This window comes from Bradyrhizobium diazoefficiens (assembly GCF_016616885.1).
Taxonomy (GTDB): domain Bacteria; phylum Pseudomonadota; class Alphaproteobacteria; order Rhizobiales; family Xanthobacteraceae; genus Bradyrhizobium; species Bradyrhizobium diazoefficiens_F.
This window is the reverse complement of the sequence record NZ_CP067102.1, coordinates 5,862,027-5,885,923: the sequence shown is the minus strand read 5'-3', so window position 1 is coordinate 5,885,923 and position 23,897 is coordinate 5,862,027. Positions and strand designations below refer to the sequence as shown.

Here is a 23,897-nt window from a genome sequence, read left to right as displayed (position 1 = left end):
GCGGCCATCGAATCGCAGCAAGCTGGCAGCGGTTCGGAGGCTTTATGCGCGACGTGCGGCACGATTTCTCGATCACGGCGTTTCAGCAGAAGCGGGGCGGCGATGCGGCCGCCTTCTTCGTCCCATTCCTGGCGCCGGGCATGACCTTGCTCGACGTCGGCTGCGGTCCGGGGACCATTACCGCCGCGCTTGCAGGGGTTGTGGGTACTGCGATCGGCGTCGATATTGAGCCGCATGCTATCGCGATGGCCAAGCAGCTTGCTACGCGTTCGGGCTCGACCAATCTGTTCTTTGTCGAAGCCGACATGACCGCGCTGCCGTTCGAGGACGGTGCGCTCGACGCGGTGTTCTTTCACGCGGTGCTCTATCATCAGAGCCAGGCGAAGCTGACGAAAACGCTGGCGGGAGGCACGACGTGTACTGAAGCCGGGTGGCCTGCTGGGCATGCGCGATGCCGATGTCGGCGGCAACATTCTCTATCCTGAGCTTGATGGAGTGCGCCTCGCGTTCGGACTCTGGCAGCGCTGGTACGAGCACGACGATCCGGAGGCGCTTTGCTTTGGTCTCCGGCAGAGCGCCATTGTTCGCGCTCACGGCTTCATGCCGGTCTGGGCCGGCGCAAGCTACGTCAACCATAGCGCCGATGCGGTGAGCCGCGCCGAGGCGGTCGCGGATGCCCGACGAAGCCTGCTTGGCCTCGGGCCGCAGCTTGTGCGCAAAGCGCTTGCCACCAATGACGAGATCCAGGCGGCACTCGCCGGATGGGAGGCCTGGGGAGGCGATCCGGACGCCGTGTACTTCAGGTCTCGATGTGAATGCGTCGCGCGGAGAGACTGATCGCGTCGGCGGATATGTCGAGGCGGACCCTGATCTGCCGTCCATGTCAGCAAAAGCCCCGGGCTCGCGAAAACCGGGGGCGCATTTCCTTGGAAGAGGGAAGGGCTTTCAGCCCTTCGTCATCGTGATGTTGACGCCGCGGATCTCGCCCTTGGATGAGATCTGCACGGTCTGCTTGGAGCCGTTGGTGCGCAGAGACAGATTGGCGGCGAAGCCGTTGGCCTCGACGAATACCTCGATCTGGCCGCCGCCGGCGGTGCCCTGAAGGTTGCCGAAGATGTTGCGGTTGGACTCGCTCCAATTGCCGGAGATGCGCTCGCCCTGGCTGGTCACGTCGCTGGTGAGGTCGAACTTGTAGCTGTCCGACGCGCAGTGCAGCGCCTGCTTGAGGCTGAGACCGGTGCCAGCGACCTTGTAGTCGGCCTTGCAGCGGATGCGCTCGGTCGAGCCGTCGGAGAGCGACACGGTGCCGGTGCCGGTCCACGCGCCGTCGAAGCCGGCGAACGGCCCGGACGACTGAGCATGGCCTGCCGCAACTGAGAAGAGCAGCGCCGCACCAATGCCGGCCGCCTTGATCGTCAGTTCAGATCGCCGAAAGAATTTCATCATCAATATCCCGTTTTGGAACGACGCCCGTTCATGAAAGGTCGTCTCGCCGCATCGAAGGTTTAGTGTTGCGAGCCCGTCGCAGGTTCAAGAGCCTGCGTCGGGTTCAAAGCCTAACCACCCCCAATGTCAGGCTCGCCAAGCAGTCTTGCCACCGTCTGACCCCGCATTTTCTCTGTTTCCATGTATTTCTGGCCGAGATGGTCAGTCGGACAGATGCAGCTCTGCAACAGGTATGCAGTAAAACGCCGCGTTCCCGAATTATGACGTAGTATCAACCCCTTACATCTGCCAATGAAGACCGAGGGAAGACCTGATTTGGTAGGCGTGGCGCCAATTTGGCCGCATTTGCCAGCGCTTGTGCCTTCTCCGGAGCCGCTCTTTCCGCGGCAACTTGCCATCAGGACAATCCGTTCCCGTCGTCCGCTCTGTGCTGCCCGGGATTGGTGCGATTCTGCCGTCAGAATGAAGGAATACAATGCGTAAGCTTCTCGTCGCTCTCACCGTGGTGTCGGCAACCCTGTCCACGGGTGCGTTCGCCCAGCAGGGGCGTGGCACGGATGCCGAGCAGAAGGCCTGCACGCGTGATGTGCAGAAGTTCTGCCGTCCGGTCATCGACCAGGGCGATTTCACCGTCCTGGCCTGCCTCAAGGAGAACCGGGCCAAGATCTCGCAGGCCTGCGACCAGGTCCTGAAGAACCACAACCAGTAAGCTCGGCCACTGGCCCACAAAGGCGGCCGTGGGGCCGCCTTTTTCAGGCCGGATCCGCAGGGCTGCCATCGAGAGACAGGATTGGTTTTGCGGCCGTATTCCCCTATATGGGGGCCGCGGCGGCGCCGGCATTAGGCCCGCGCGAGCGCAAAAGCCCTTCCTGTCCAAACGATTGTTGATCAGCCCTCGATGACCTCTGCGAGCGAATTGCGATCCGGCAAGGGTGACCGCGACGAGAATTTTCCCGTCGCGTCCTGGATCATTCATCCGCGTCATCGCGCTCTTATCCTGGCGTACTACAATTTCGTCCGCACCGCCGACGACATCGCCGATCACCCGACCCTGCCGGCGGACGACAAGCTTCGCTATCTCGACCTGCTCGAGGCGGAGCTGCTCGGCAAGGGCGACACCCAGGCCGAAGCCGTCGCGCTGCGGCGCGCGCTGACCGAGCGGGGCATGGCGCCGCGCCACGCGCTGGACGTGCTCATCGCGTTCCGCATGGACGTGACGAAGCTGCGCTACGAGAACTGGGACGAGGTCATCCATTATTGCCGCTATTCGGCGATGCCGGTCGGCCGCTTCATGCTCGACGTCCATGGTGAGAGCACCTCGACCTGGGCTGCGTCGGATGCGCTCTGCGCGGGCCTCCAGATCAACAACCATCTTCAGGATTGCGGCAAGGATTTCCGCGAGCTCAACCGTGTCTATCTGCCGCGCGATGCGCTGGCCGCAAGCGGCGCCTCGGTCGAGCAGCTTGGGCTTGCGCAGTCGCCGCCGGCGATGCTGGCCTGCCTCCAGGGGCTCGCCGTGCGCAACGAAGCGCTGCTCAACGAGGGCAGGTCGCTGAGCGCGGAGATCAGGGATTTCCGCCTCGGCGTCGATGTCTCGGTGATCCAGGCCTATGCCGACCGCATCGTGCGTCTGTTGAAGGCGCGCGATCCCCTGCGCGAGCGCGTGCATCTGAACAAGTTTGAACTGCTCACCTTCAGCCTCGCCGGCATGATCGGCGAAGTCGGCCGTCGCGCGATCGGCCGCAAGCCCATCTCGAATCCGGGGACTGCCCATGACGCTTGAGGCGACCGCGCCCAGCGCCAATTATGGCTCGTCCGCATCCGGCAGCTCCTTCTACGCTGCGATGCGCATCCTGCCGCGCGACCAGCGCGAGGCGATGTTCCAGATCTACAGCTTCTGCCGCCAGGTCGACGACATCGCCGATTCAGACGGCCCGCGCGACGAGCGGCTCGCTGCACTTCAGCAGTGGCGCAACGACATCGATGCGCTCTACCAGGGCAATCCGCCGCCGCGGCTTGCCGACTATGTCGGCTCCGTGAGGACCTTCGGCCTGAAGCGGGAGGATTTCCTCGCCATCGTCGACGGCATGGAGATGGATGTACCGCAGGACATCCGCGCGCCCGACATGGCGACGCTCGATCTCTATTGCGATCGTGTCGCGAGCGCGGTCGGACGGTTGTCCGTGCGGGTGTTCGGCCTGCCCGAGCAAGACGGCATCGAGCTCGCTTACCATCTCGGCCGCGCGCTGCAGCTCACCAACATCCTGCGCGACATCGACGAGGACGCAACGCTCGGCCGGCTCTATCTGCCGCGCGAGGCGCTGCTGCATGCCGGCATCACGTCCAACGATCCGAATCGCGTGATCGCCGAGCGCGCGCTGCCAAAGGTCTGTCTGCCGCTGACGCAGCGCGCGAAAATGCATTTCGAGAAGTCGGACGAGATCATGAACCGCAACAAGCGCCGCACGGTGCGCGCGCCCCGGATCATGTCGAAGTACTATCACGCCATTCTGGACCTCTTGATCGCGCGCGGCTTCAATGCGCCGCGCGAGCCGGTGCGTGTGTCGAAGGTCACACGCTTCGCGATCCTGTTCCGCTACGCTTTCATCTGATGCAAAACACAGCTCACATCATCGGTGCCGGAATTTCCGGCCTCTCCGCAGCCGTGCGGCTCGCCAATGCCGGCTTCAAGGTCGCCGTGCACGAAGCGACACACCAGGCCGGCGGCCGCTGCCGCTCCTATTTCGACGGCGCCACCAATCTCATGATCGACAACGGCAATCATCTGCTGCTGTCGGGCAATAGCCACGCGCGCGCCTATGCGCGCTCGATCGGCACCGAGGCGGGCCTGGTCGGGCCCGAAACCGCGCAGTTTCCCTTCGTCGACATCAAGACCGGGCAGCGTTGGCAGATCGATCTCGGCGCCGGCCGGTTGCCGACCTGGGTGCTCGATGAGAGCCGCCGCGTGCCTGACACCGGGCTCACCGATTATCTCAAGCTGGCGCCGCTGATCTGGGCATCGGAACAGACGCTGGTCGGCAAGTCCATTCCCTGCGAAGGCATCCTCTATCAGCGCCTGGTGCAGCCGCTGCTGCTCGCGGCGCTCAATGTCGATCCGCCCGAGGGTTCGGCCGGGCTTGCCGGCGCGATCGTGCGCGAGACGCTGCTGGCGGGCGGGCAGGCTTGCCGTCCGTTGATCGCGCGCGACGGCCTCAGCGCTGTGTTGATCGAGCCTGCCGTGAAATTTTTGGCTGAGCGCGGCCATACCGTTCAGCTCGGCCATGAGCTGCGTTCTTTCGTCACCAATGACGGCAAAGTCGGTGCGCTGAATTTCGGCGGCGAGGATGTGGTCCAGCTCGCTGCGGGCGATGTGATCGTGATGGCGGTGCCGCCGCGCGCGGCGACGAGCCTGCTGCCGGGCCTGACGGCGCCGACCGAATTCCGCGCCATCGTAAATGCGCATTTCCGCGTTGAGCCGCCGCCGGGCTCGGCGCCGATCCTCGGCGTGATCGGCGGCATCGTGGAATGGCTGTTTGCGTTTCCGAACCGACTCTCCGTCACCATCAGCAATGGCGACCGTCTCGTCGACATGCCGCGCGAGGAACTCGCGCAGGCGATCTGGAACGACGTCTGCGAGGCGAGCGGCGTGTCCGGCGAGCTGCCAGCTCAACTTCCTCCGTGGCAGATCGTGCGCGAGCGCCGTGCCACATTTGCGGCCACGCCGGCGCAGAATGCCCTGCGTCCTGGGCCGGTCACCGCGCTGAAAAACCTGTTCCTTGCCGGCGACTGGACTGCTACGGGATTGCCGGCAACGATCGAGGGATCGGTCCGGTCCGGTGATCGCGCCGCCGATCTGGTTTTGGCCGCCAAAGGATTTTGAAAAGCGGCCCTGACGGGCAATGTCCCCGTCATTTTCAATCGACTATCGGAGCAATCGAGCGACATGGATTCCGTGAACGCGACCAGCCGCGAAGCTTTGGAATCGAGCACTCTGGAATCGAGCATCGCGTCAGCCACGCAAGGCGTGCTCGGCTTACAGCAACCCGACGGCCATTGGGTGTTCGAGCTCGAGGCCGACTGCACGATCCCGGCCGAATACGTCCTGCTGCGCCATTATCTCGCAGAGCCGGTCGACACCGCGCTCGAGGCCAAGATTGGCAACTATCTGCGCCGCGTCCAGGGTGCCCATGGCGGCTGGCCGCTGGTGCATGACGGCGCGTTCGACATGAGCGCCAGCGTGAAGGCCTATTTCGCGCTGAAGATGATCGGCGATTCCGTGGACGCGCCGCACATGCTGCGCGCGCGCGAGGCGATCCACGCGCACGGCGGTGCGATCCACAGCAACGTCTTCACCCGCTTCCTGCTGGCGACGTTCGGCGTCGTGACATGGCGCGCGGTGCCGGTGCTGCCGATCGAGATCATGCTGCTGCCGTTCTGGTCGCCGTTCCACCTCAACAAGATTTCCTACTGGGCGCGCACCACCATGGTGCCGCTGATGGTCATCGCCGCGCTGAAGCCGCTGGCGAAGAATCCGAAGGGCGTCGGCATCGACGAATTGTTCCTCCAGGATCCGCGCTCGATCGGCATGACCGCCAAGGCGCCGCACCAGAGCATGGCCTGGTTCCTGCTGTTTCGTTCGCTCGATGCCGTCTTGCGTGTCGTCGAGCCGATGTTTCCGAAGCGCCTGCGCCAGCGCGCGATCGATGCCGCGCTCGCCTTCACCGAAGAGCGGCTCAACGGCGAGGACGGCATGGGCGCGATCTATCCGCCCATGGCCAACATCGTCATGATGTACGATGCGCTCGGCAAGGACGAGAACTTCCCGCCACGCGCGATCACGCGCCGGGGCATCGACAAGCTGCTCGTGATCAAGGACGACGAGGCCTACTGCCAGCCCTGCGTCTCTCCGATCTGGGACACGACGCTGACCGCGCACGCGCTGCTGGAAGCCGGCGGCGACAAGGCGGTGCCTGCGGCCAAGCAGGGCCTCGATTGGCTGATCCCGAAGCAGGAGCTCGAGGTGAAGGGCGACTGGGCGGTGAAGCGCCCCGACGTGCGTCCGGGCGGCTGGGCGTTTCAGTACAACAATGCCCATTACCCCGATCTCGACGACACCGCCGTGGTGGTGATGTCGATGGACCGCATGCGCCGGGAACACGGCGTGACCGGCTATGACGCGGCGATCGACCGCGGCCGGGAGTGGATCGAGGGCATGCAGAGCGACGACGGCGGCTGGGCGGCGTTCGACGTCAACAACCTCGAATATTATCTGAACAACATCCCGTTCTCGGACCACGGCGCGCTGCTCGATCCGCCGACAGAGGACGTCACGGCGCGCTGCATCTCGATGCTGGCGCAGCTCGGCGAGACCGAGAAGACCAGCAAGCATGTGGCCGACGGCGTGGCCTATCTGCGCAAGACCCAGCATCCGGAAGGCTCCTGGTACGGCCGCTGGGGCATGAACTTCATCTATGGAACCTGGTCGGTGCTCTGTGCCCTCAACATGGCCGGCGTCGATCGCAACGATCCCATGATGCGCAAGGCGGCCGGCTGGCTGGCCTCGATTCAGAACAAGGACGGCGGCTGGGGCGAGGACGCGGTCAGCTACCGGCTGGACTACAAGGGCTGGGAACCCGCTCCCTCGACCGCCTCGCAAACTGCATGGGCCTTGCTTGCTCTGATGGCTGCTGGCGAGGTTGATCACCCGGCCGTCGCTCGCGGAGTGGAGTACCTGATTGCAACACAGAACGAAAAAGGACTGTGGGACGAGAGCCGCTACACCGCCACAGGCTTCCCCCGCGTGTTCTATCTGCGGTACCATGGTTATCCAAAGTTCTTCCCGCTATGGGCGCTGGCGCGGTACCGGAACTTGCGGAGCACCAACAGCAGGGTGGTAGGGGTCGGAATGTGACTTTGGGGACGGGGGACTATGTTACCGCGGGCAATGCCATTGATCCGCGGCCGATATTGATCGTGACCGGTTTGGTTCAGGAGGCCCGCATTGCTGCCGGGCCAGGAATGGCTGTCATCTGCTCGTCCAGCAGCCCGACTCAGTTGCGGGCGCTTCTGACGGTGGTGGATCCCGAGACGATTCGCGGTGTGATCTCGTTCGGCGTGGCCGGCGGGCTCGACCCGACGCTGCGTTCCGGCGACGTCGTGGTGGCGACCGAGGTGCTCTCGGGCGATGCCCGCTGGGGCGCCGGCCTGTCGCTCAGCGACGACCTCATCGACAAGCTGACCTCCGGCCGTCGCCGGGTCGTGCGCGGCAGCCTTGCCGGTGCCGAGGAAGTGGTCACGGGCAGCACCTGCAAGGCGGCGCTGCATTCCGAGACCGGCGCCTCGGCCGTCGACATGGAAAGCCACATCGCGGCCGCCTACGCTGCGGAAGCCGGGCTGCCCTTTGCCGCGGTCCGCGTCATCAGCGATCCCGCCCACCGCGCACTGCCGGCGCTGGCCCGCGCTGCCATCAAGCCGAACGGCCAGATCGACCTCGCCGCCGTCCTGCGCGGCATCGTGCGCAATCCCGCGACGCTCCATGCGCTGGTCTCGACCGGCCTCGACTTCAACCGCGCGCTCCGCAGCTTGCGCGGCTGCCGCGACTTCCTGATCGGCACCGAACTGACAGGCAGCGAGGTCCTGGTCTCGAGAGCGGCCTGAGCGGCTTCGTCGAGCTGAGAATGCTGACAATAAGGGCCCGGTCGCCATTGGCGCCGGGCCTCATTCTTTGAGTGCCTAGCGGGCGGGGCGAACCCATTGAACGTGAGCCCGTCTGCGCCTATCTTACCTTTGTCTTACATCGGAAGGTCAGGCCAATGGCTGGCGCGGAAAAGCTCACCACCACCGTTTCCACGAAGGGACAGGTCATCCTGCCCAGCGCCATTCGTCAGCGGCGGGAATGGAAGGCGGGAACGCGGCTCACGGTTGAGGAAACACCGGAGGGCGTGCTGCTGAAGCCAGCGCCGGCCTTTGCCGAGACGCGGCCGGAGGACGTATTCGGCGTACTCGCCTACAGGGGCAAGCCGAAGACGCTGGAAGAGATGGACGCAGGCGTGCTTGCGGAAGCCAGGCGCCGGCATGCTCGCGATTGATACCAACCTGATCGTCCGCTACCTGACCGGGGACCATGCCCAACAGTCGGCACGTGCCCGCGCCTTGATCGACGGCGAGTCGGTCTTCGTCGCCATCACGATCATTCTCGAAGTCGAATGGGTGCTGCGAAGCGCCTACGGGTATCAGGCTGCGAACGTCGCGCGTGCGCTTCGCGTCTTCGCGGGGCTTCCAACCGTGAGGGTCGAGGATGGCGCGACGGTCGCGGAGGCACTAGACCTCGCCGAGAAGGAAATGGATTTCGCAGATGCGCTGCATCTGACACGAACCGGACATTGCGAGGGGTTCGTCACGTTCGATCGCAAGCTTGTTAAAGCGGCGAAAGCCGCTGGCCATCAGGGGGTGCGCGACGCATGATCATTGCGGTGACACCGAACTAACAAAAGGCCCGATCGCCATGGGCGATCGGGCCTAGACAAATGTTGGGCATTGCTTCTACTTGATAGAAGTGGCTCGCGCTCAGCCATGTCACCCAGCGTGGCAATGGCCGGGCCCGCACGTTCTTCGAGGATGGCGACTATGCGCTCTATCGCGATCTGCTCGCCGCCAATTGCAGGGCGGCCGGGGTCGAGATGTGGGCGTGGTGCCTGATGCCGAACCATGTGCATCTCATCCTGGTGCCGTCCGACGCCGACGGGCTGCGCCGCGCACTTGCGCGCGTGCATCGGTCCTATGCCGGCACACTTCAGGCGCGGCGCAAACGCACGGGGGCATTTTTGGCAGGGCCGGTTCGGCGCGGTCGCGATGGATGAGGACCATCTCGCGGCGGCGCTGCGCTACGTGTCGCTCAACCCAGTGCAGGACTGCGATGGTCGAGCACGCGCGCACATTTGCGCGGCAAGGACGACGGGGTAACTGCGCTGGCACCGATCAGGGACCGCTTTCCGCGTTTCGCCGATCTGCTCGACAGCGTGCCGGAGGACGATCTGTTCGCATCGCTGCGCGCCGCTGAGAGCATCGGCCGGCCGCTCGGCAACGATCGCTTCATGGCACGCCTCGAGCGACTGGCGGGGCGACCTCTGAGACCAGCCAAACGCGGACCGAAGCCTAGGAGCGACCGTGATGGCGAATAAAGTGCACCGCAATCGCACCGCAATCGATCCCGACCCTGCGAGGGTTTCGTCACTTTCGATCGCAAGCTTGTTAAAGCGGCTGGCTATCAAGGGGTGCGCGACGCATGATCTTTGCGGTGACACCAAACTAACAAAAGAATAGGCCCCGGTCACCGTAATGGTGGTTCCTATCCGCCGCGCCGAATCGTCAGCCACTCCTGTTACGTCACCACACGCACATCATTCAAATTGCGCATGCTGATCGCAACGAACCGAAGCGCCGTCCACAATATCGGGAATACTGTTGCAAAACGTCGCCAGAAGCCGAGTTCGGAAAGCCTCCATGACAAAACCTTGGATGGTATGTGACCACTTTGCGCCGCTGCCCGAAAGTAGCGAAGGGCTTCGCTCTTGTTTATCTCGCCTCCGTTCCTGGCCAAATCCGCCGCCATCAGATAAAGCGCAGGGCCATACCCGGCGTCGCAATCGGCCTTGATGTCGTCTCTTAAGGATGCATCCCCCTCAAGATATTTCATTTTCGCGATGTTAAAGCGTGCCCACTCAGGCGACTTCTCTTCCAACTGACGAAGCAATGCCATGGCCATTGGGACGTCTTTCGAAACCAACCGCCCTTTGAAATAATCCCAAGCCAGATGGAACAAGGCTTCCGTGTCGCCCAAAGCGGCGCGCCGACGATATTCTCCTTGCGAGCGATATTCTTGTTCAAGCGATAGTTTCACCATGTTCCTCGCCTTGCCCAGGATGAGGACGAAGATTGGCGCCAAGGGATGCGCCCGCAGCGCACTCAATGTTACCATCACAGCTGCCCCGTAGAGAACGAAGTTACGGCACCGGTGGCGATGTAATTATGGTGGTAATTACGGTGACGCGCGGTGGACTGCGCGGTGATACTGAGGAGGCTGCGAACCCTCTCGCAATTTCTTAGTCGGCAGCTGCTATTGATTCCGCTTGATAGAAGTGGCGCTGGCGCTCAGCGAGGGTTCAACCGGCTGCGCCCAATCCGGCTGATAAGCTCATATGCGGGTTATGACCAATGAAGAGTGACTGATCTTGAACCTGAGGTCAGGCGAATTTTTCGCGTCGCTATCAGAGCTGCCCTCAGTCGACATCACGTCGACGCAATCCTTGAGCTTCAGTGGACTACGGCCTGCTCTGATAGGCCGAGATCGAAACGGATATCCCGAACTCTGCGAGCATTGCAATAAGCTCTCTGTCGAAGGCGGCGGTTCTTGATAGAACCTCATCCATAAAGATCCCAACATCAAGATTCATCAGCTGTACTTGTTCCCGGCACTCAAGTGCGCCGATGAGCCCGTCTTTGTTTTGGGCTATAAACTGTTTTATTTGTTCCGCGAGCTCAGTGCTGCTTGTCGCGCTGGCGACATCATAGAACAATAGTTCATCTCCATCGTCTGACACGTCCGCTCGGTAAAAAGAGTTCGCAAAGCGCGTGGAGATCCCCGCCTTGAGGGAAGTGCCCTTAATTTGCAGAACACAAAGCATTGATCCCCCTAAAAGACAGGCATCGGGATGGGCATCAAGGGACCACCACCCCCTGGAGGCGTACCCGGCCGCGGTCCGGGCATCGGAATTATAGGAGGCGGGGCAAATCTGAACCCCCGTCCACCCTTATTGTCGGGCCCCGGGCGACCTTGTCTGCACCACTCCTCATAGGGCTCTTTCGTATCTTCCGGGGTCTCCATGTCAGGATCCCCCGGTCTCTTCCACTTGCGATGATACCATTTCCAAAAATCAGGAGGCAAACCAAAAGTTTTGTCCTTTGGCGCTAGACCATCTAGGTCTACATCATTCACCGGATTCCCACCGGCATAGCTATAGAGATTCGCAACCGCATCGCTCGACTCGCCGATGGGATCGCGCGATAACCATCGCCCGGCAACCGGATCGTAGGCGCGATACTGCGTGAGATAGAGACCACTATCCGCATTGTAGAACATGCCAGCGAAATTGAAGTCAGTGAGCGGCGTTGTACCCTGTAGGGTGCGGCCATAAGGGTCATATCCAAAGGCTGGCGCGCTCGCTGTAGTGGCAAAGACGCGTCGAGTTGATCCGATCTGGTCAGGTCCATAGTAGTAGGATTGAGCCGAGGAACCCGGAAGGAACTCGCCCTCCGCGTAGTAAGCGCGTGTGGGGACATTGCTTGGTGCCTGACAGATGCTGCTCCCACACCACAAATATGAGGTCGTCGTCGCGACGCCGCTCAAGGGCGTGCTCGATATGGCTGTGCGCCGACTCAATCCATCATAGGCGAGCTCGGTTTGCTTGCCCGACTGTCCCGGATAGGTGATCCTGATCAGGCGATTCTCGGCATCCCAAATATAATTGCGCTGTCCGTCTGCTAGGAGGTTGCCGTTAGCGTCGAACGTCAGCGCTTGCCCAGAGAGATTGGTGAGCTGATTGAGATTGTTGTAGCTCGCCGTCTGTGTCAACGTACTTGGATAGACGGTCCCGCTCTCGCTGGTCTCGCTGATTGCACTGATCAAGTTCTCAGGGGTCGTGGAGTAGCCATACGTCGAGAACTGTCCGGACGAAAGTCCGACATTGCTGATACTTGCGAGACGCCGGTCTCCGCTATTTGGCAGATAGCTCCAGACCGTCGACATAGTCGAATTAGTCAATTGGCGCTGCGTAATCTGGCCGGTCTGCCCGAGATAGCTCAGCGTGAATGTGCCGAGATCGCTCGTATGGATGGCCAGACGGCCTATCGGATCATAGCCAAACGTCTCTGCGTATTACGGTGACAGTGCACTAAATTGACACCACGCGCTTTCGCGGTCATGCTGCGGCATGGCTCGTCTTGCCCGTGTCGTCATCCCCGGTCATCCCCACCATGTCACCCAGCGTGGCAATGGCCGGGCCCGCACGTTCTTCGAGGATGGCGACTATGCGCTCTATCGCGATCTGCTGGCAGCCAATTGCAGGGCGGCCGGGGTCGAGGTGTGGGCGTGGTGCCTTATGCCGAACCATGTGCATCTCATCCTGGTGCCGTCCGACGCGGACGGGCTGCGCCGCGCACTCGCGCGGGTGCATCGGTCCTATGCCGGCACGCTCCAGGCGCGGCGCAAACGCACCGGGCATTTCTGGCAGGGCCGGTTCGGCGCGGTCGCCATGGACGAAGACCATCTCGCGGCGGCGTTGCGCTACGTGTCGCTCAATCCGGTGCGTGCCCGGCTCGTCGCGCGGGCGCAGGACTGGCGATGGTCGAGCACGCGCGCGCATTTGCGCGGCAAGGACGACGGGGTAACTGCGCTGGCGCCGATCAGGGACCGCTTCCCGCGTTTCGCCGATTTGCTCGACAGCGCGCCGGAGGACGATCTGTTCGCATCCCTGCGCGCCGCGGAGAGCATCGGCCGGCCGCTCGGCAACAATCGCTTCATGGCACGTCTCGAGCGACTGGCGGGACGACCTCTGAGACTGGCCAAACGCGGACCGAAGCCTCGGAGCGACGGTGATGGCGAATAATAAAGTGCACTGTCACCGTAATCCCGAGAACAACAATTGATCGACTTCCATGGCGGCGCGCAGAGCATGGGTGGGACATCAAGAAACATGATCAACGGCATATCGAATATAAACCCGCTCAGATCGTACTACATCCAACAATCAATCAACCTATTTGGAGCTTTGCCAGACAACTCGCCTGGGGCTCGTGGGCAGTGACGGATGATTGGGATGCAAGACGAACCTGAATTGGAATATGCTAAGATGAAAGAGTTTCTTTCATTTTATGCTGAGCGATTTCTCAAGGCTGAGGGTTTGCCGCCGAACAAACAGCCCATAGCCAGCCTTGAAGCGTTAGAGAAAAAGAGCATGAAGTTGGCCTTCAATGGGCTCCGCCAAGCGATCAATGATTGCGTGGAAATGTCGTTACATTTTGACCATGCGGAGGTTGAGAAATTAGACTCCCAGCTTCGAAGTCGCGGCATTATCACACTCTCTGAATTGCGGAGGCGATATTCGAAAAGCTACGCAAAGATCATGAAGCGAGGCCAGATAAAAAACGAAACCGAGTATTATCTCGTCCTCAACGTTCTGCACGATCCAACTGAAAAGACTCCTGAAGAGCGCAAGTTGCTAGAAGAACTGATTTCCGACTATGAAGCCGCATAGTATGGCCAGGCCTAAGTGGCTCAGCGGCTTTGCCGTGCCGATTGCTTTCTGTGCCGTTATTCTATGCTCTGACCCAGCCTCAGCCGGTGGCTGGGCCGCTGATACGCTTGCCAACGATGATGCATCTGATCTCTTGGGCCAGATTGTTCCTAACGGCAGTGTGGAATTGATCCGTAGTGCTCTCGACGCCGCTTTAACCCCTGTATCGCCTGTCAACGATGAGAGAGCTTCGCGCGCTTTGGCAGCCGCCGAAATGGTTGCGGCGATGATGGGAAGTCCGTCACGTTATCTACCTGCTCCATGCAAAGAATGGGCGGCGCTCCATTCAAAGGATGCAAATCGAGACCTCATACAGTTGGCGGTCAGAACCGTCGATCGGGTCGTTAAGGACTCGGGGACGCAAGAGCTGATGCAAGAAGGCGGCGCAAAGAATTTACAGGATTGGCAGATGAGTGTGACGAATCTCAAGGCGCGGCTTATCAGCCGGTGACGGAGAAACCGGCGCTTCGCGCAACAAACTGCAACAGTTCGCAACAAAACGCTTCGCAATGCTCTGTCGCGAAGTGGCCTCCAGCATGCAAATCCCTGCAGTGTTCTGCGTAATTTTGTCGAGATTTGCAGAAGAAAGCAGAGGTTTGCAGAACTCGCACCTGTGCATCCACGGGCCGGATGCTTCCGGAAGCGAGCGCGCGGATGTCTTATGCGCTGGGCGTGGAGTGGGCCAGCCCGTCGTCGAATTACGGAATTACGGTGACAGTGCTGCGCTGGACTGCACCCTCAAGTGAGACACGATAATTGCTGTGACAGGCTCTCGATTCGTCGATCGTACTGCTCGCCTGCAAGTTGGTTTTCGAGAAAGCAGGGATTGCGCGCGTCGCCTACGGGCTGGCCGGTGCCACTTTCGATGATGGCATAGTGCCACTGTTTTGCCCGACGCGTCAAATGGAATTCGTGAAATACGAAATTGAGGCCGACCTTCGATTGCGCTCGAATTGACGGCGCGCCTCGAATCGCGGTGCAGCGCTGCGGAATCGCCGTCCCGTTGTCCGTTTGTCGCTGATCTGCGCGATGCCGCAATGGCTTAGCCGTACGGCGTGGTGCCGTTCGGTCGGCGCGTTTCTACTGTGCATGGGGTTGTTTTTCACTTTTTTGCTGGAGGGGCGAGCCGGCCTCGTCCTGCAAAGAAAAGAGAGGAGTGGATGCGGGCCGCGTGCCTTGTCCCTGGATTCTCGTTAAGCTTGAGTTAGGCAAATGAAAAGGCCCGGTCGCCAACGGCGGCCGGGCCTTCTTGTTCAGGGTGTCGTCCGCGCTTACGCCGCAGTCGAGGCCTTCCGTGCCGCCTTCTCCTGGGCGGCGAGGGCCTCGTCCTTGCGAATCTCCGACAGGCGCTTCTGCACTTCCGCGGAGAAGATGTACTGCGCCGGGCGCTGCTTCGACATGTCGATCTCCGGCGCCATCGGGCCCGAGGTCCTGATGCCGCGCAGCGACACCCACATCGCCTTGATCGGGTTGTTGAGAGCGGCGGTCGCGGCCGTCGGCTCGTAGCCGCAATGGGCCATACAGTCGGCGCACTTCTCGTACTTGCCGGTGCCGTAGGTCTCCCAGTCGGTGGTGTCCATCAGCTCCTTGAAGGTCTTTGCGTAGCCTTCACCGAGCAGGTAGCAGGGCTTCTGCCAGCCGAAGATGTTGCGCGCGGGCATGCCCCACGGCGTGCACTCGTATTCCTGGTTGCCGGCGAGGAAGTCGAGGAACAGGCCGGAATGCATGAAATTCCACTTCTTGCCCTTGCCCATCGCAAAGACGTCGCGGAACAGCTTCTTGGTCTTGGTGCGGTTGAGGAAGTGCTCCTGGTCCGGCGCGCGCTCATAGGCGTAGCCGGGCGACATCGACACGCCGACACCGAGCTCGACGGTGAGGTCGAGGAATTTTGCGATCTCCTCGGCCGGATGGCCGTCGAAGATGGTGGCGTTGACGTTGACGGTGAAGCCGCGCGCCTTCGCCGCCTTGATCGCGGACACGGCGCGGTCGAACACGCCCTTCTGCGACACGGCCTTGTCGTGATGGTCCTTCAGGCCGTCGAGATGCACCGAGAAGAACAGGTAGGGCGAGGGCTCGAACAGGTCGAGCTTCTTCTCGAGCAGCAGCGCGTTGGTGCAGAGCGAGACGAACTTCTTGCGCGCGACGAGGCCGCGCACGATCTCGCCGATCTCCTTGTGGATCAGCGGCTCGCCGCCGGGAATCGCCACCATCGGCGCGCCGCACTCGTCGGCCGCGTCCCAGCACTCCTGTGCGGTCATGCGGCGGTTGAGGATCGCATCCGGATAATCGATCTTGCCGCAGCCGACGCAGGCGAGATTGCAGCGGAACAGCGGCTCCAGCATCAGCACGAGCGGATAGCGTTTGCGGCCAAGCAGTTTCTGCTTGAGCAAATAGCCGCCGATACGCATTTCCTTGAAGAAGGGGATAGCCATTACACGTTTCTTTCTGGGCTTGAAATTCGGGTAGGGTCAGCTTGCAGCCAGTTGGGCCGGAAGCCTGAATTCGATGTTTTCCTCGCGGCCCGGGAGCACCGAGACCGTCACCGGTCCGATCCGCCGCAGCGCTTCGATCACGTCATCCACCAGCACCTCGGGCGCCGAGGCGCCGGCCGTTAGGCCGACGGTCCTGGCACCTTTCAACCACTCCGGATTGAGCTCGCGGCCATCGGCGATCAGATAACTCGCGACCCCGGCCTCAGTGCCGATTTCGCGGAGCCGATTCGAGTTCGAGCTATTGGTAGCGCCCACCACCAAGATCACGTCGACCAGCTTGCTCAGTTCCCTTACCGCAGATTGGCGGTTCTGTGTCGCATAGCAGATATCCCGGATGTCTGGGCCTTGAATATCTGTAAATTTGGCTTGAAGAGCCCCGATAATGTCCCTGGTGTCGTCGACCGACAGCGTGGTCTGGGTGATGTAGGCCACTGGCGTATCCGCCGGCAGCGCCAAGGCCTTGGCTTCTTCAGCGCTCTGGACCAGCAGAACGGGCCCGGGAACCTGGCCCATCGTGCCCTCGACCTCAGGGTGGCCGGCATGGCCGATCAGGATCAGGGTGCGGCCCTTGGTGATGTAGCGCTTCCCCTGATTGTGAACTTTCGTGACCAGGGGGCAGGTGGCATTCAGCACTGGAAGATCCCGCGCGGCGGCTTCTTCCTCAACGCTGCGGGCGACGCCATGGGCACTGAAAACGGTGACAGCTTTCGGTGGGACTTCGGACAGTTCCTCGACGAAGATCGCGCCTTTGTCCCTCAGGCTCTCGACGACGTATTTGTTGTGCACGATCTCATGGCGCACGTAGACGGGCGGGCCGTATTTCTCCAGGGCCCGCTCCACGATCTCGATCGCGCGCACCACGCCCGCACAAAAGCCGCGCGGCTGCGCTAGATAAACTTCCATTGGACGCCCATCACGCAAATTGCACCAATCCGCTCAATTGTCCCAGGCGGCACCTTGATACGGGCCAATGCTGCAATATCCGCACCACTGGTCTCTCGATCGCGGTAACCGCCCACCCCATCTGGAACCCCGGCGCATGCAGGCACAGCACTTTGTGTCAAAAAATCGGCGAAAAGAAAAGGCGGAACAAGTCGCGGGTTCCCGGTCGGGTCAATTTCAGGTATTATAATACTTCATTTCGTCTAAGCAAGACGACGACTTTGCGCTCACCCCTTCGTCACTTTACCGCCTCAACTCGACGGCTATACCGCCCTCTTCGCATGATTTCGCCATGGTCTCCCGGCGTTTACTTCGAACCTGGTTCCCGCGAGAGCCACTCAAAACAGCAATAGGTTTCGCTCGGGAACTCCGATAAACAGCGGGCGTTTCCGGCAGGCTGTTAACACTAGAAAGAAAAGAAGTGCTGCAGAGCGTAGTCGTTGCCATCGTCAGGGCCTGTACCCGGTTTGCCTCCCTCGTCGTCGTTCTCGGGCTCCTGCTGGCGGTGGGGGCGGGCTATTACACGTCCCACCACTTCGCCATCAACACCGACATCAATTCGCTGATTGCCCAGAACCTCGACTGGCGCCAGCGCGACCAGCAATTCGACAAGGCCTTCGACCGCGACGCGACGATTCTCGCGGTGGTCGAGGCCAGGACGCCTGAGATGGCGACCGCGGCCGCGGACGCGCTGTTTGCCAAGCTGAAGGACAACAAGACCGAATTCCAGTCGATGCAGCAGCTCGGCACCGGTGAGTTCTTCGAGAAGAACGGTCTGTTGTTCCTGCCGACCGAGGAAGTCGGCAAGATCACGAGCCAGTTCGAATCCGCAGCGCCCCTGATCGAGATCATGGCCGGCGATCCGTCGATCCGCGGCCTGACCGGCGCACTGGAGACGGGGCTCGCCGGTGTCAAGCGCGGCCAGGTCAAGCTCGACAGCACAGAGCGGCCGTTCAACCAGATCGCAGAGACGGTCGAGACCGTGCTCAACAAGGGCAATGCGATCTTCTCCTGGCGCGAGCTCGTCAGCGACAAGCCGCTGGAGGATTCGGACAAGCGTGCCTTCATCGAGTTCAAGCCGATCCTTGACTACAACGCGCTGGAGCCCGGCAAGGGCGCAACCGACGCGATCCGCAAGGCAGCGGTCGATCTCGATTTTGCGACAAAATATCAGGCGCGAGTACGGCTGACAGGTCCGGTCCCGATCGCCAACGAGGAATACGCCACCGTCCAGGAAGGCGCTATCGTCAACGGCGTCGGCACGGTGCTCGTCGTGCTCCTGATCCTGTGGCTCGCGCTGCACTCTTCGAAGATCATCTTCGCGGTGTTCGTCAATCTCTTCGTCGGCCTCGCGCTGACGACCGCGGCGGGCCTGATGATGGTCGGCTCTTTCAATTTGCTGTCGATCGCCTTCGCAGTGCTGTTCGTCGGTCTTGGCGTCGATTTCGGCATCCAGTACAGCGTTCGCTATCGCTCGGAGCGCTACAAGCACAATGATCTGACCGGCGCGCTGGTGCTCGCGGCGAAGCGCTCGGCGGTGCCGCTGTCGCTGGCGGCAATGGCGACCGCCGCCGGCTTCCTCTGTTTCCTGCCGACCGACTACAAGGGCATCTCCGAGCTCGGCCAGATCGCCGGCGTCGGCATGCTGGTGGCGTTCGTCTCCAGTATCACCGTGCTGCCCGCGATGCTGAAGCTGCTGAATCCGCCCGGTGAGATGGAGCCGGTCGGCTATGCCTTCCTGGCGCCGCTCGATTACTTCCTGGAGAAGCACCGTGTATTGGTCGTGGGCGGCACGTTGGTGCTGGCGCTCGCCGGCCTGCCGCTTCTCTACTTCCTGAAGTTCGACTTCAACCCGATGAACCTGCGCAACCCGAAGGCGGAATCGATCGCGACCTTCCTCGACCTGCGAAAGGATCCCAACACTGGCGCCAACGCCGTCAACGTGATGACCACGTCGGAAGAGCAGGCCAAGCAGGTCGAAGCGAAGCTGGAGAAAGTACCTCAAGTGTTGCGCGTGATGTCGCTCGACAGCTTCGTGCCGGAAGACCAGCAGCCGAAGCTGAAGCTGATCGCGCAGGGTGCCAAGATACTGAACCCCGCGCTCAACCCTGACCAGGTCGACGCGGCGCCGTCGGATCAGGAAAACGTCGAGGCGCTGAAATCCTCAGCCGACAATCTGCGCCGGACCGCTGGTGACGCCAAAGGCCCAGGCGCGGTCGCCTCGCGGCGGCTCGCGGACGCGCTCGAGAAGCTCGCCAATTCGGATGAGCCGACCCGCAACAAGGCGCAGGACGTATTCGTCACACCGATGAAGATCGTGTTCGACCAGCTCAGGAACGCAATGCAGGCCGAGCCGGTCACCCTGAAGTCACTGCCGCCCGATCTCGTCAACGCCTGGAAGAGCAAGGACGGAATCATCCGCGTCGAGGCGCAGCCGAAGGGCGATCCCAACGACAACGATACGCTGCGCAAATTCGCTGCAGCCGTGCTCGAGGCCGAGCCGACCGCGATCGGCGGGCCGGTCTCGATCCTCAAGTCGGGCGACACCGTGGTGAGGGCGTTCATCCATGCCGGCATCTACGCGCTGCTGGTGATCGGCCTGTTGCTGTGGATCACGCTGCGCCGCATCGTCGACGTGCTGATGACGCTGGTGCCGCTTCTGGTTGCGGGCGCGGTGACGCTCGAGATCTGCGTGTTGATCGGCCTGCCGCTCAACTTCGCCAACATCGTCGCGTTCCCGTTGCTGCTCGGCGTGGGCGTTGCGTTCAAGATCTATTATGTCGTGGCGTGGCGGTCCGGCAGGACAAACCTGCTTCAGACCAGCCTGACGCGCGCGATCTTTTTCAGCGCACTGACGACGGCGACTGCGTTCGGCAGCCTGTGGCTGTCGAGCCATCCAGGCACGTCCAGCATGGGCAAGCTGCTCGCACTGTCTCTGGTGACGACGCTTGCCGCAGTGCTGTTGTTTCAGCCGGCCCTAATGGGCAAACCCCGCAATCTCAGGGAGTAGGCAGATGTCGCCGACGGGATCGGCGGTTGCGCTCTTCTGGCCAGGCTTGCCGGCGGCGGCAGCGTTCTTCGGTGCCGGGGTAGCGGGCGCTGGCGCTGCAGCAGGTGGCGTGGTTGCGGCTTTTGGCGCCGCGCCTGTGGTTTTCGGTGCGCCCTTGGCCATCGCACTGTTGGCCATCGCATTAGAAGAGCTCAAAGGAATCGGCGGGCCAACCCGGGTCCAGGTCTCGCCGCCGCACAGGAAGCCCAGCACGCAGCCCTTGATCTCGAGCTGGTCGGTGCCGACAGGCGTGATGGTCGCACTATACATCTGACCATCCTTCGCGTTGTAGACTTGGCCTTCCCACTGCTCGGCGCCGGCCGTCTTCTTCATGTTGATCAGGGTCGCCATGCCCAGCGTCGGCCTGTTCTTTTTTGAGACATCCGGGTTATTCTCGTCGCGGCCTCCGGGCTGCTTTTCCCAGGAAACCGCGCCCCACATGCCGCCGTTGCATTGGGCGACGCGGATATTGGCAACGCCATCGGCGACCCGCCAGTCGCCGGTGGGATCGGCGGCGAGCGCCGGTGTCAGGCCGGCGTAACCGCCCGCCAGTATTATTCCGGTGTAAATGGCCAAACGCATGAGTGTTCCTTGGCAGTGCAACATGGTTTAAAGCTGTGCTTGCGAAGATGGTCCGAAAAAGGGCAAAAGGCCGCACAGACCCTTTTCCGTTTGCTGACCGTTTTCAGTTGACGAAGCGGCCCTCAACCGAAGTATGTAGCGGATGAACAGTCCAAATCCAGACATGTCCCAGTTGTTCGCGGACCGTCAGGCCCAGCGCAGCGCCCTGCATAATCGGTATCTGAACGAGCAGTTCGTTCGGGTTCTGAAGACGATCGGCTACGATGTCGGCTTCCAGAAGGGGCAGGGGCAGTATCTCTACGACCGCGAGGGGGCGCGCTATCTCGATCTCCTGTCCGGCTTTGGCGTGTTCGCAATCGGGCGCAACCATCCGGTAATGCGCGATGCGCTGAAAAGCGTGCTCGACGCCGATCTGCCCAATCTCGTTCAGTTCGACGTCTCGGTGCTGGCCGGCGTGCTCGCCGAGCGTCTCCTGAAATATGTTCCCTATCTCGACAAGGTGTTCTTCGCCAATTCCGGCGCCGAATGCGTCGAGGCGGCGATCAAGTTCGCGCGCGGCGCCACCGGCCGCCCCGGCATCGTCTATTGCGCCCACGGCTATCACGGCCTGACTTATGGCGCGCTGTCGCTGACCGGTGATTCGAACTTCCGCACTGGCTTCGAGCCGCTGCTGCCGGGATGCACCCCGGTTCCATTCAACGATCTCGCCGCGCTCGAAAAGGCGCTGGCCTCGCGTGAGGTTGCGGCCTTCGTGGTCGAGCCGATCCAGGGCAAGGGCGTCAACATGCCCTCCGACGAGTTCCTGCCGGGCGCGGCGGCGCTCTGCAAGAAGTACGGCACGCTGTTCGTCGCCGACGAGATCCAGACCGGCATGGGCCGCACCGGCCGCTTCCTCGCGGTCGAGCACTGGAACGTCGAGCCCGACATGGTGCTGCTGTCGAAATCACTCTCGGGCGGCCATGTGCCGGTCGGCGCCGTGCTGACGCGCAAGAGCATCTTCGACAAGATCTTCAACCAGATGGACCGCGCCGTGGTGCACGGTTCGACCTTCTCCAAGAACGATCTCGCGATGGCCGCGGGCATTGCCACGCTCGACGTGATGGAATCGGAGAAGCTGATCGAGTCCGCCGCCAAGCGCGGCGCCGAGCTTCGCCTCGCGCTCACCCGCATGGTGCCCGGCTACGAGCTGCTGAAGGAAGTGCGAGGCAAGGGGCTGATGATCGGCATCGAGTTCGGCCCGCCGAAATCGCTGCGGCTGCGGGCGTCCTGGAACGTGCTGGAAGCTGCCAACAAGGGCCTGTTCTGCCAGCTCATCACCGTGCCGCTGTTCAAGGATCACAAGATCCTGACGCAGGTCGCCGGTCACGGCAGCCATACCATCAAGCTGCTTCCGCCGCTCACCATCACCGAAGAAGACTGCGGCTGGATCGAGCGCGCCTTCGACGACGTCATCGCCGGCAGCCACAAGGTCCCCGGTGCGATCTGGTCGCTCGGCAAGACGCTGGTGGACAACGCGGTGCGGCGGTCGGCGTAAGTTCGCCGATCTATCTCAGCAATCGTCATTGCGAGCGAAGCGAAGCAATCCAGTATCCCTCCGCGGATACAGTCTGGATTGCTTCGCTTCGCTCGCAATGACGGTGGATGCCGCTACCCCTCGACATTCGCCTTCATCGCCGCCTCGAACTTGTCGACGAATTCGGTGAGCTCGTCGCCGCCGATATCGCTGACGGCCCAGAAATTCAGGCCGCGTTCGCCCCAGCGGCGGCAGTTGAAGCCCTGCATGGTCTGCGTCTTCGGCGGCCGATGCTCGGTGCTCGCGGTCTGCGACACGAACAGGTTGATGATGTGCTGCCGCCGCCGGTAGACGACGGCACCGATGGCGCGGGCATCGACATAGTCGAGCCGGCCGCCGACCAGCGTAAAACCTTGCGCGGTGAGGTCGATCACGGGCGGGGCGACGTCGAGCTTGCCGTTGAACCAGGGCTTGACCGTGTGCTGGTCGGTCGAGACGACGTCGATGAGGTGGCCGGCCTGGAGCGAGCGCAGATGCGCGGAGACGACCTCCGAGAGGATGCGCTGCTGGTCGTCCTGGCGCAGCACGACGGCGACGACGCCGGAGGCGGCGAGAGCCGAGACCGCCGAACCCATCGCGAAACCGCGCAGCACGGAACGCCGGCTCGGCTGCGGCCGCGCCTGCGGCATCGACGCCTCGATACGGGCGCGCAAGGTCGCCGGCGCGCTGTAGCGCAGCTTGGTATCGGCCAGCACGCGCTTCATCTCGCGCTGTGCCGCGAACTCGGCCGTGCAGGCCGGGCAGCCGGCGATATGCGCTTCGACCTGGCGCGCATGGCCGGCATCGAGCTCGTTGTCGAGCAGCGCGTGAAGCAGGATTTTTGCTTCGTCGCAGGTCATTTCGAATGCTCCTCTTCCGCCGTCCAGGCCGCGCGCAGCATGGCGCGGGCGCGGGCGAGGCGGGACATCACGGTGCCGACGGGGGCACCGACGGTCTCTGCAATTTCACGATAGGACAGGTTGTTGATCTCCCGCAGCACGAAGGTTTCCTTGAACGGCTCCGCGAGCGCGTCGACCATCTTGCGAATGGCGCCGGCGTCGCGGCTGCGCAGCACTTCCGTCTCCGGGCTCGCCTCGTTCTCCTGCCACATCGGCGTCTGGTCGGCGGCGCCGGGCGTGTCCTCGATCGCGGCGTGCGAGTGTGCGCGTCTGGCATATTCGGCGTTGCAGACGTTGCGCAGGATCGCGAACAGCCACGGTTTCATCGCCGGGCCGCGATAGCTGTCGAAGTGCTTCAGCGCGCGCAAATAGCATTCCTGCACCGCGTCCTCCGCGTCGGCGGCGTCGCGCAGCAGATAGCGTGCGAGCGTGTAGACGTCGTCGAGATAGGGGAGCGCCGCCTCGCGGAACCGCTGCGCCTTCTGGAAATCGTCGCTGACGGGCATCGCCTCTCGCTTTGCCTCTTGCTGCATTTCGTATGTCGTTGCGCGCTTCGTGTCGTTTTTGGGCCGGACCGAAGGCACG

At 62.2% G+C, this 23,897-nt stretch carries 25 protein-coding genes and 1 pseudogene; 17 read left to right on the top strand and 9 right to left on the bottom strand.

Annotation, left to right across the window (positions count from 1 at the left end):
* Nucleotides 1–44: 44 nt before the first annotated feature.
* A complete protein-coding gene (locus tag JJC00_RS27425; RefSeq protein ID WP_200468967.1) occupies nucleotides 45–485 on the top strand; it encodes a class I SAM-dependent methyltransferase in 441 nt (146 codons plus the stop codon).
* On the top strand, nucleotides 445–837 hold the full coding sequence (locus tag JJC00_RS27420) for a hypothetical protein (RefSeq protein ID WP_200468966.1): 393 nt from the start codon (nucleotides 445–447) through the stop codon (nucleotides 835–837). Before JJC00_RS27425 ends, JJC00_RS27420 begins: the two co-directional genes overlap by 41 nt.
* A gap of 108 nt (nucleotides 838–945) precedes the next feature.
* On the opposite strand, the gene JJC00_RS27415 is transcribed toward JJC00_RS27420, so the two are convergent.
* Nucleotides 946–1,443 carry a hypothetical protein gene (locus tag JJC00_RS27415; protein WP_200474259.1) on the bottom strand — a complete coding sequence of 166 codons (498 nt, stop codon included), beginning with the start codon at nucleotides 1,441–1,443 and terminating at the stop codon, nucleotides 946–948.
* Between the two features lie 478 nt (nucleotides 1,444–1,921).
* Here JJC00_RS27415 and JJC00_RS27410 point away from each other — a divergent pair, with 478 nt between their 5' ends.
* The 10 genes and pseudogenes from JJC00_RS27410 to JJC00_RS38335 all read left to right on the top strand — a co-directional run bounded on the left by JJC00_RS27410 (nucleotide 1,922) and on the right by JJC00_RS38335 (nucleotide 9,626).
* On the top strand, nucleotides 1,922–2,155 hold the full coding sequence (locus tag JJC00_RS27410; RefSeq protein ID WP_200468965.1) for a cysteine rich repeat-containing protein: 234 nt from the start codon (nucleotides 1,922–1,924) through the stop codon (nucleotides 2,153–2,155).
* A gap of 189 nt (nucleotides 2,156–2,344) precedes the next feature.
* Nucleotides 2,345–3,229 carry a squalene synthase HpnC gene (gene hpnC, locus JJC00_RS27405; protein ID WP_200468964.1) on the top strand — a complete coding sequence of 295 codons (885 nt, stop codon included), beginning with the start codon at nucleotides 2,345–2,347 and terminating at the stop codon, nucleotides 3,227–3,229.
* Nucleotides 3,219–4,058, top strand: a complete 840-nt coding sequence (gene hpnD / locus JJC00_RS27400; protein ID WP_200468963.1) for a presqualene diphosphate synthase HpnD — start codon at nucleotides 3,219–3,221, stop codon at nucleotides 4,056–4,058. Before hpnC ends, hpnD begins: the two co-directional genes overlap by 11 nt.
* Complete coding sequence (gene hpnE / locus JJC00_RS27395; protein ID WP_200468962.1) at nucleotides 4,058–5,326, top strand: hydroxysqualene dehydroxylase HpnE; 1,269 nt, start codon at nucleotides 4,058–4,060, stop codon at nucleotides 5,324–5,326. The genes hpnD and hpnE overlap by 1 nt, the downstream gene beginning before the upstream one ends.
* 63 nt (nucleotides 5,327–5,389) lie before the next feature.
* A complete protein-coding gene (gene shc / locus JJC00_RS27390; RefSeq protein ID WP_200468961.1) occupies nucleotides 5,390–7,357 on the top strand; it encodes a squalene--hopene cyclase in 1,968 nt (655 codons plus the stop codon).
* The gene (locus JJC00_RS27385) at nucleotides 7,291–8,103 is read left to right on the top strand and encodes a phosphorylase (RefSeq protein ID WP_246773945.1); all 813 of its coding nucleotides are present in this window, start codon (nucleotides 7,291–7,293) and stop codon (nucleotides 8,101–8,103) included. Before shc ends, JJC00_RS27385 begins: the two co-directional genes overlap by 67 nt.
* Before the next feature lie 155 nt (nucleotides 8,104–8,258).
* Complete coding sequence (locus JJC00_RS27380) at nucleotides 8,259–8,534, top strand: AbrB/MazE/SpoVT family DNA-binding domain-containing protein (protein ID WP_200468959.1); 276 nt, start codon at nucleotides 8,259–8,261, stop codon at nucleotides 8,532–8,534.
* On the top strand, nucleotides 8,521–8,910 hold the full coding sequence (locus JJC00_RS27375; RefSeq protein ID WP_200468958.1) for a type II toxin-antitoxin system VapC family toxin: 390 nt from the start codon (nucleotides 8,521–8,523) through the stop codon (nucleotides 8,908–8,910). The genes JJC00_RS27380 and JJC00_RS27375 overlap by 14 nt, the downstream gene beginning before the upstream one ends.
* A 167-nt stretch (nucleotides 8,911–9,077) precedes the next feature.
* Nucleotides 9,078–9,305, top strand: a pseudogene (locus JJC00_RS38340) (transposase); the annotation flags it as partial.
* 78 nt (nucleotides 9,306–9,383) lie between these two features.
* Nucleotides 9,384–9,626: a hypothetical protein gene (locus tag JJC00_RS38335; protein ID WP_246773944.1), complete on the top strand. Its 243-nt coding sequence runs from the start codon at nucleotides 9,384–9,386 to the stop codon at nucleotides 9,624–9,626.
* 200 nt (nucleotides 9,627–9,826) lie between these two features.
* On the opposite strand, the gene JJC00_RS27365 is transcribed toward JJC00_RS38335, so the two are convergent.
* From JJC00_RS27365 to JJC00_RS27355, 3 genes are all read right to left on the bottom strand, one after another.
* On the bottom strand, nucleotides 9,827–10,390 hold the full coding sequence (locus JJC00_RS27365; protein ID WP_200468957.1) for a tetratricopeptide repeat protein: 564 nt from the start codon (nucleotides 10,388–10,390) through the stop codon (nucleotides 9,827–9,829).
* A gap of 376 nt (nucleotides 10,391–10,766) precedes the next feature.
* The gene (locus JJC00_RS27360) at nucleotides 10,767–11,021 is read right to left on the bottom strand and encodes a hypothetical protein (protein ID WP_200468956.1); all 255 of its coding nucleotides are present in this window, start codon (nucleotides 11,019–11,021) and stop codon (nucleotides 10,767–10,769) included.
* A 116-nt stretch (nucleotides 11,022–11,137) separates the two neighbouring features.
* A complete protein-coding gene (locus JJC00_RS27355; RefSeq protein WP_200468955.1) occupies nucleotides 11,138–12,250 on the bottom strand; it encodes an RHS repeat-associated core domain-containing protein in 1,113 nt (370 codons plus the stop codon).
* 184 nt (nucleotides 12,251–12,434) lie between these two features.
* Here JJC00_RS27355 and JJC00_RS27350 point away from each other — a divergent pair, with 184 nt between their 5' ends.
* From JJC00_RS27350 to JJC00_RS27340, 3 genes are all read left to right on the top strand, one after another.
* On the top strand, nucleotides 12,435–13,109 hold the full coding sequence (locus JJC00_RS27350) for a transposase (RefSeq protein WP_200468954.1): 675 nt from the start codon (nucleotides 12,435–12,437) through the stop codon (nucleotides 13,107–13,109).
* A gap of 210 nt (nucleotides 13,110–13,319) precedes the next feature.
* Nucleotides 13,320–13,757 (top strand): hypothetical protein, encoded by a 438-nt coding sequence (locus JJC00_RS27345; RefSeq protein ID WP_200468953.1) that lies wholly within the window; start codon nucleotides 13,320–13,322, stop codon nucleotides 13,755–13,757.
* A gap of 1 nt (nucleotide 13,758) precedes the next feature.
* Nucleotides 13,759–14,247 carry a DUF4259 domain-containing protein gene (locus tag JJC00_RS27340; protein WP_200468952.1) on the top strand — a complete coding sequence of 163 codons (489 nt, stop codon included), beginning with the start codon at nucleotides 13,759–13,761 and terminating at the stop codon, nucleotides 14,245–14,247.
* An 820-nt stretch (nucleotides 14,248–15,067) separates the two neighbouring features.
* Here JJC00_RS27340 and hpnH read toward each other — a convergent pair.
* On the bottom strand, nucleotides 15,068–16,228 hold the full coding sequence (gene hpnH, locus JJC00_RS27335; protein ID WP_200468951.1) for an adenosyl-hopene transferase HpnH: 1,161 nt from the start codon (nucleotides 16,226–16,228) through the stop codon (nucleotides 15,068–15,070).
* A gap of 36 nt (nucleotides 16,229–16,264) precedes the next feature.
* The gene (gene ispH / locus JJC00_RS27330; protein WP_200468950.1) at nucleotides 16,265–17,191 is read right to left on the bottom strand and encodes a 4-hydroxy-3-methylbut-2-enyl diphosphate reductase; all 927 of its coding nucleotides are present in this window, start codon (nucleotides 17,189–17,191) and stop codon (nucleotides 16,265–16,267) included.
* A gap of 460 nt (nucleotides 17,192–17,651) precedes the next feature.
* On the opposite strand from ispH, the gene JJC00_RS27325 reads away from it, so the two are divergent.
* On the top strand, nucleotides 17,652–20,240 hold the full coding sequence (locus JJC00_RS27325; protein WP_200468949.1) for an MMPL family transporter: 2,589 nt from the start codon (nucleotides 17,652–17,654) through the stop codon (nucleotides 20,238–20,240).
* Here the strand turns inward: JJC00_RS27325 and JJC00_RS27320 are convergent.
* Nucleotides 20,208–20,861, bottom strand: a complete 654-nt coding sequence (locus JJC00_RS27320) for a DUF2147 domain-containing protein (protein ID WP_200468948.1) — start codon at nucleotides 20,859–20,861, stop codon at nucleotides 20,208–20,210. The two genes, JJC00_RS27325 and JJC00_RS27320, sit on opposite strands and share 33 nt — an antisense overlap.
* Nucleotides 20,862–21,003: 142 nt before the next feature.
* Between JJC00_RS27320 and hpnO the strand changes: the two genes are divergently transcribed.
* Nucleotides 21,004–22,395 (top strand): aminobacteriohopanetriol synthase HpnO, encoded by a 1,392-nt coding sequence (gene hpnO / locus JJC00_RS27315; protein WP_200468947.1) that lies wholly within the window; start codon nucleotides 21,004–21,006, stop codon nucleotides 22,393–22,395.
* Nucleotides 22,396–22,508: 113 nt separating this feature from the next.
* On the opposite strand, the gene JJC00_RS27310 is transcribed toward hpnO, so the two are convergent.
* Nucleotides 22,509–23,273, bottom strand: coding sequence for an anti-sigma factor family protein (locus JJC00_RS27310; RefSeq protein WP_200468946.1), 765 nt, complete (start codon nucleotides 23,271–23,273; stop codon nucleotides 22,509–22,511).
* Nucleotides 23,270–23,818 (bottom strand): sigma-70 family RNA polymerase sigma factor, encoded by a 549-nt coding sequence (locus JJC00_RS27305; protein ID WP_200474258.1) that lies wholly within the window; start codon nucleotides 23,816–23,818, stop codon nucleotides 23,270–23,272. The genes JJC00_RS27310 and JJC00_RS27305 overlap by 4 nt, the downstream gene beginning before the upstream one ends.
* Nucleotides 23,819–23,897 lie beyond the last annotated feature (79 nt).

Coding starts and splice junctions, on each gene's coding strand:
- JJC00_RS27350 (WP_200468954.1), top strand. CDS start 12,435: ATGGCTCGTCTTGCCCGTGTCGTCATCCCCGGTCATCCCCACCATGTC.
- JJC00_RS27410 (WP_200468965.1), top strand. CDS start 1,922: ATGCGTAAGCTTCTCGTCGCTCTCACCGTGGTGTCGGCAACCCTGTCC.
- hpnE (WP_200468962.1), top strand. CDS start 4,058: ATGCAAAACACAGCTCACATCATCGGTGCCGGAATTTCCGGCCTCTCC.
- JJC00_RS27345 (WP_200468953.1), top strand. CDS start 13,320: ATGCAAGACGAACCTGAATTGGAATATGCTAAGATGAAAGAGTTTCTT.
- JJC00_RS27340 (WP_200468952.1), top strand. CDS start 13,759: ATGGCCAGGCCTAAGTGGCTCAGCGGCTTTGCCGTGCCGATTGCTTTC.
- JJC00_RS27420 (WP_200468966.1), top strand. CDS start 445: ATGCGCGATGCCGATGTCGGCGGCAACATTCTCTATCCTGAGCTTGAT.
- JJC00_RS27305 (WP_200474258.1), bottom strand. CDS start 23,818: ATGCCCGTCAGCGACGATTTCCAGAAGGCGCAGCGGTTCCGCGAGGCG.
- JJC00_RS27415 (WP_200474259.1), bottom strand. CDS start 1,443: ATGAAATTCTTTCGGCGATCTGAACTGACGATCAAGGCGGCCGGCATT.
- JJC00_RS27385 (WP_246773945.1), top strand. CDS start 7,291: ATGGGCGCTGGCGCGGTACCGGAACTTGCGGAGCACCAACAGCAGGGT.
- JJC00_RS27320 (WP_200468948.1), bottom strand. CDS start 20,861: ATGCGTTTGGCCATTTACACCGGAATAATACTGGCGGGCGGTTACGCC.
- JJC00_RS27375 (WP_200468958.1), top strand. CDS start 8,521: ATGCTCGCGATTGATACCAACCTGATCGTCCGCTACCTGACCGGGGAC.
- hpnC (WP_200468964.1), top strand. CDS start 2,345: ATGACCTCTGCGAGCGAATTGCGATCCGGCAAGGGTGACCGCGACGAG.
- JJC00_RS27355 (WP_200468955.1), bottom strand. CDS start 12,250: ATGTCGACGGTCTGGAGCTATCTGCCAAATAGCGGAGACCGGCGTCTC.
- shc (WP_200468961.1), top strand. CDS start 5,390: ATGGATTCCGTGAACGCGACCAGCCGCGAAGCTTTGGAATCGAGCACT.
- JJC00_RS27380 (WP_200468959.1), top strand. CDS start 8,259: ATGGCTGGCGCGGAAAAGCTCACCACCACCGTTTCCACGAAGGGACAG.
- hpnD (WP_200468963.1), top strand. CDS start 3,219: ATGACGCTTGAGGCGACCGCGCCCAGCGCCAATTATGGCTCGTCCGCA.
- hpnO (WP_200468947.1), top strand. CDS start 21,004: ATGAACAGTCCAAATCCAGACATGTCCCAGTTGTTCGCGGACCGTCAG.
- hpnH (WP_200468951.1), bottom strand. CDS start 16,228: ATGGCTATCCCCTTCTTCAAGGAAATGCGTATCGGCGGCTATTTGCTC.
- JJC00_RS27425 (WP_200468967.1), top strand. CDS start 45: ATGCGCGACGTGCGGCACGATTTCTCGATCACGGCGTTTCAGCAGAAG.
- JJC00_RS27310 (WP_200468946.1), bottom strand. CDS start 23,273: ATGACCTGCGACGAAGCAAAAATCCTGCTTCACGCGCTGCTCGACAAC.
- ispH (WP_200468950.1), bottom strand. CDS start 17,191: ATGGAAGTTTATCTAGCGCAGCCGCGCGGCTTTTGTGCGGGCGTGGTG.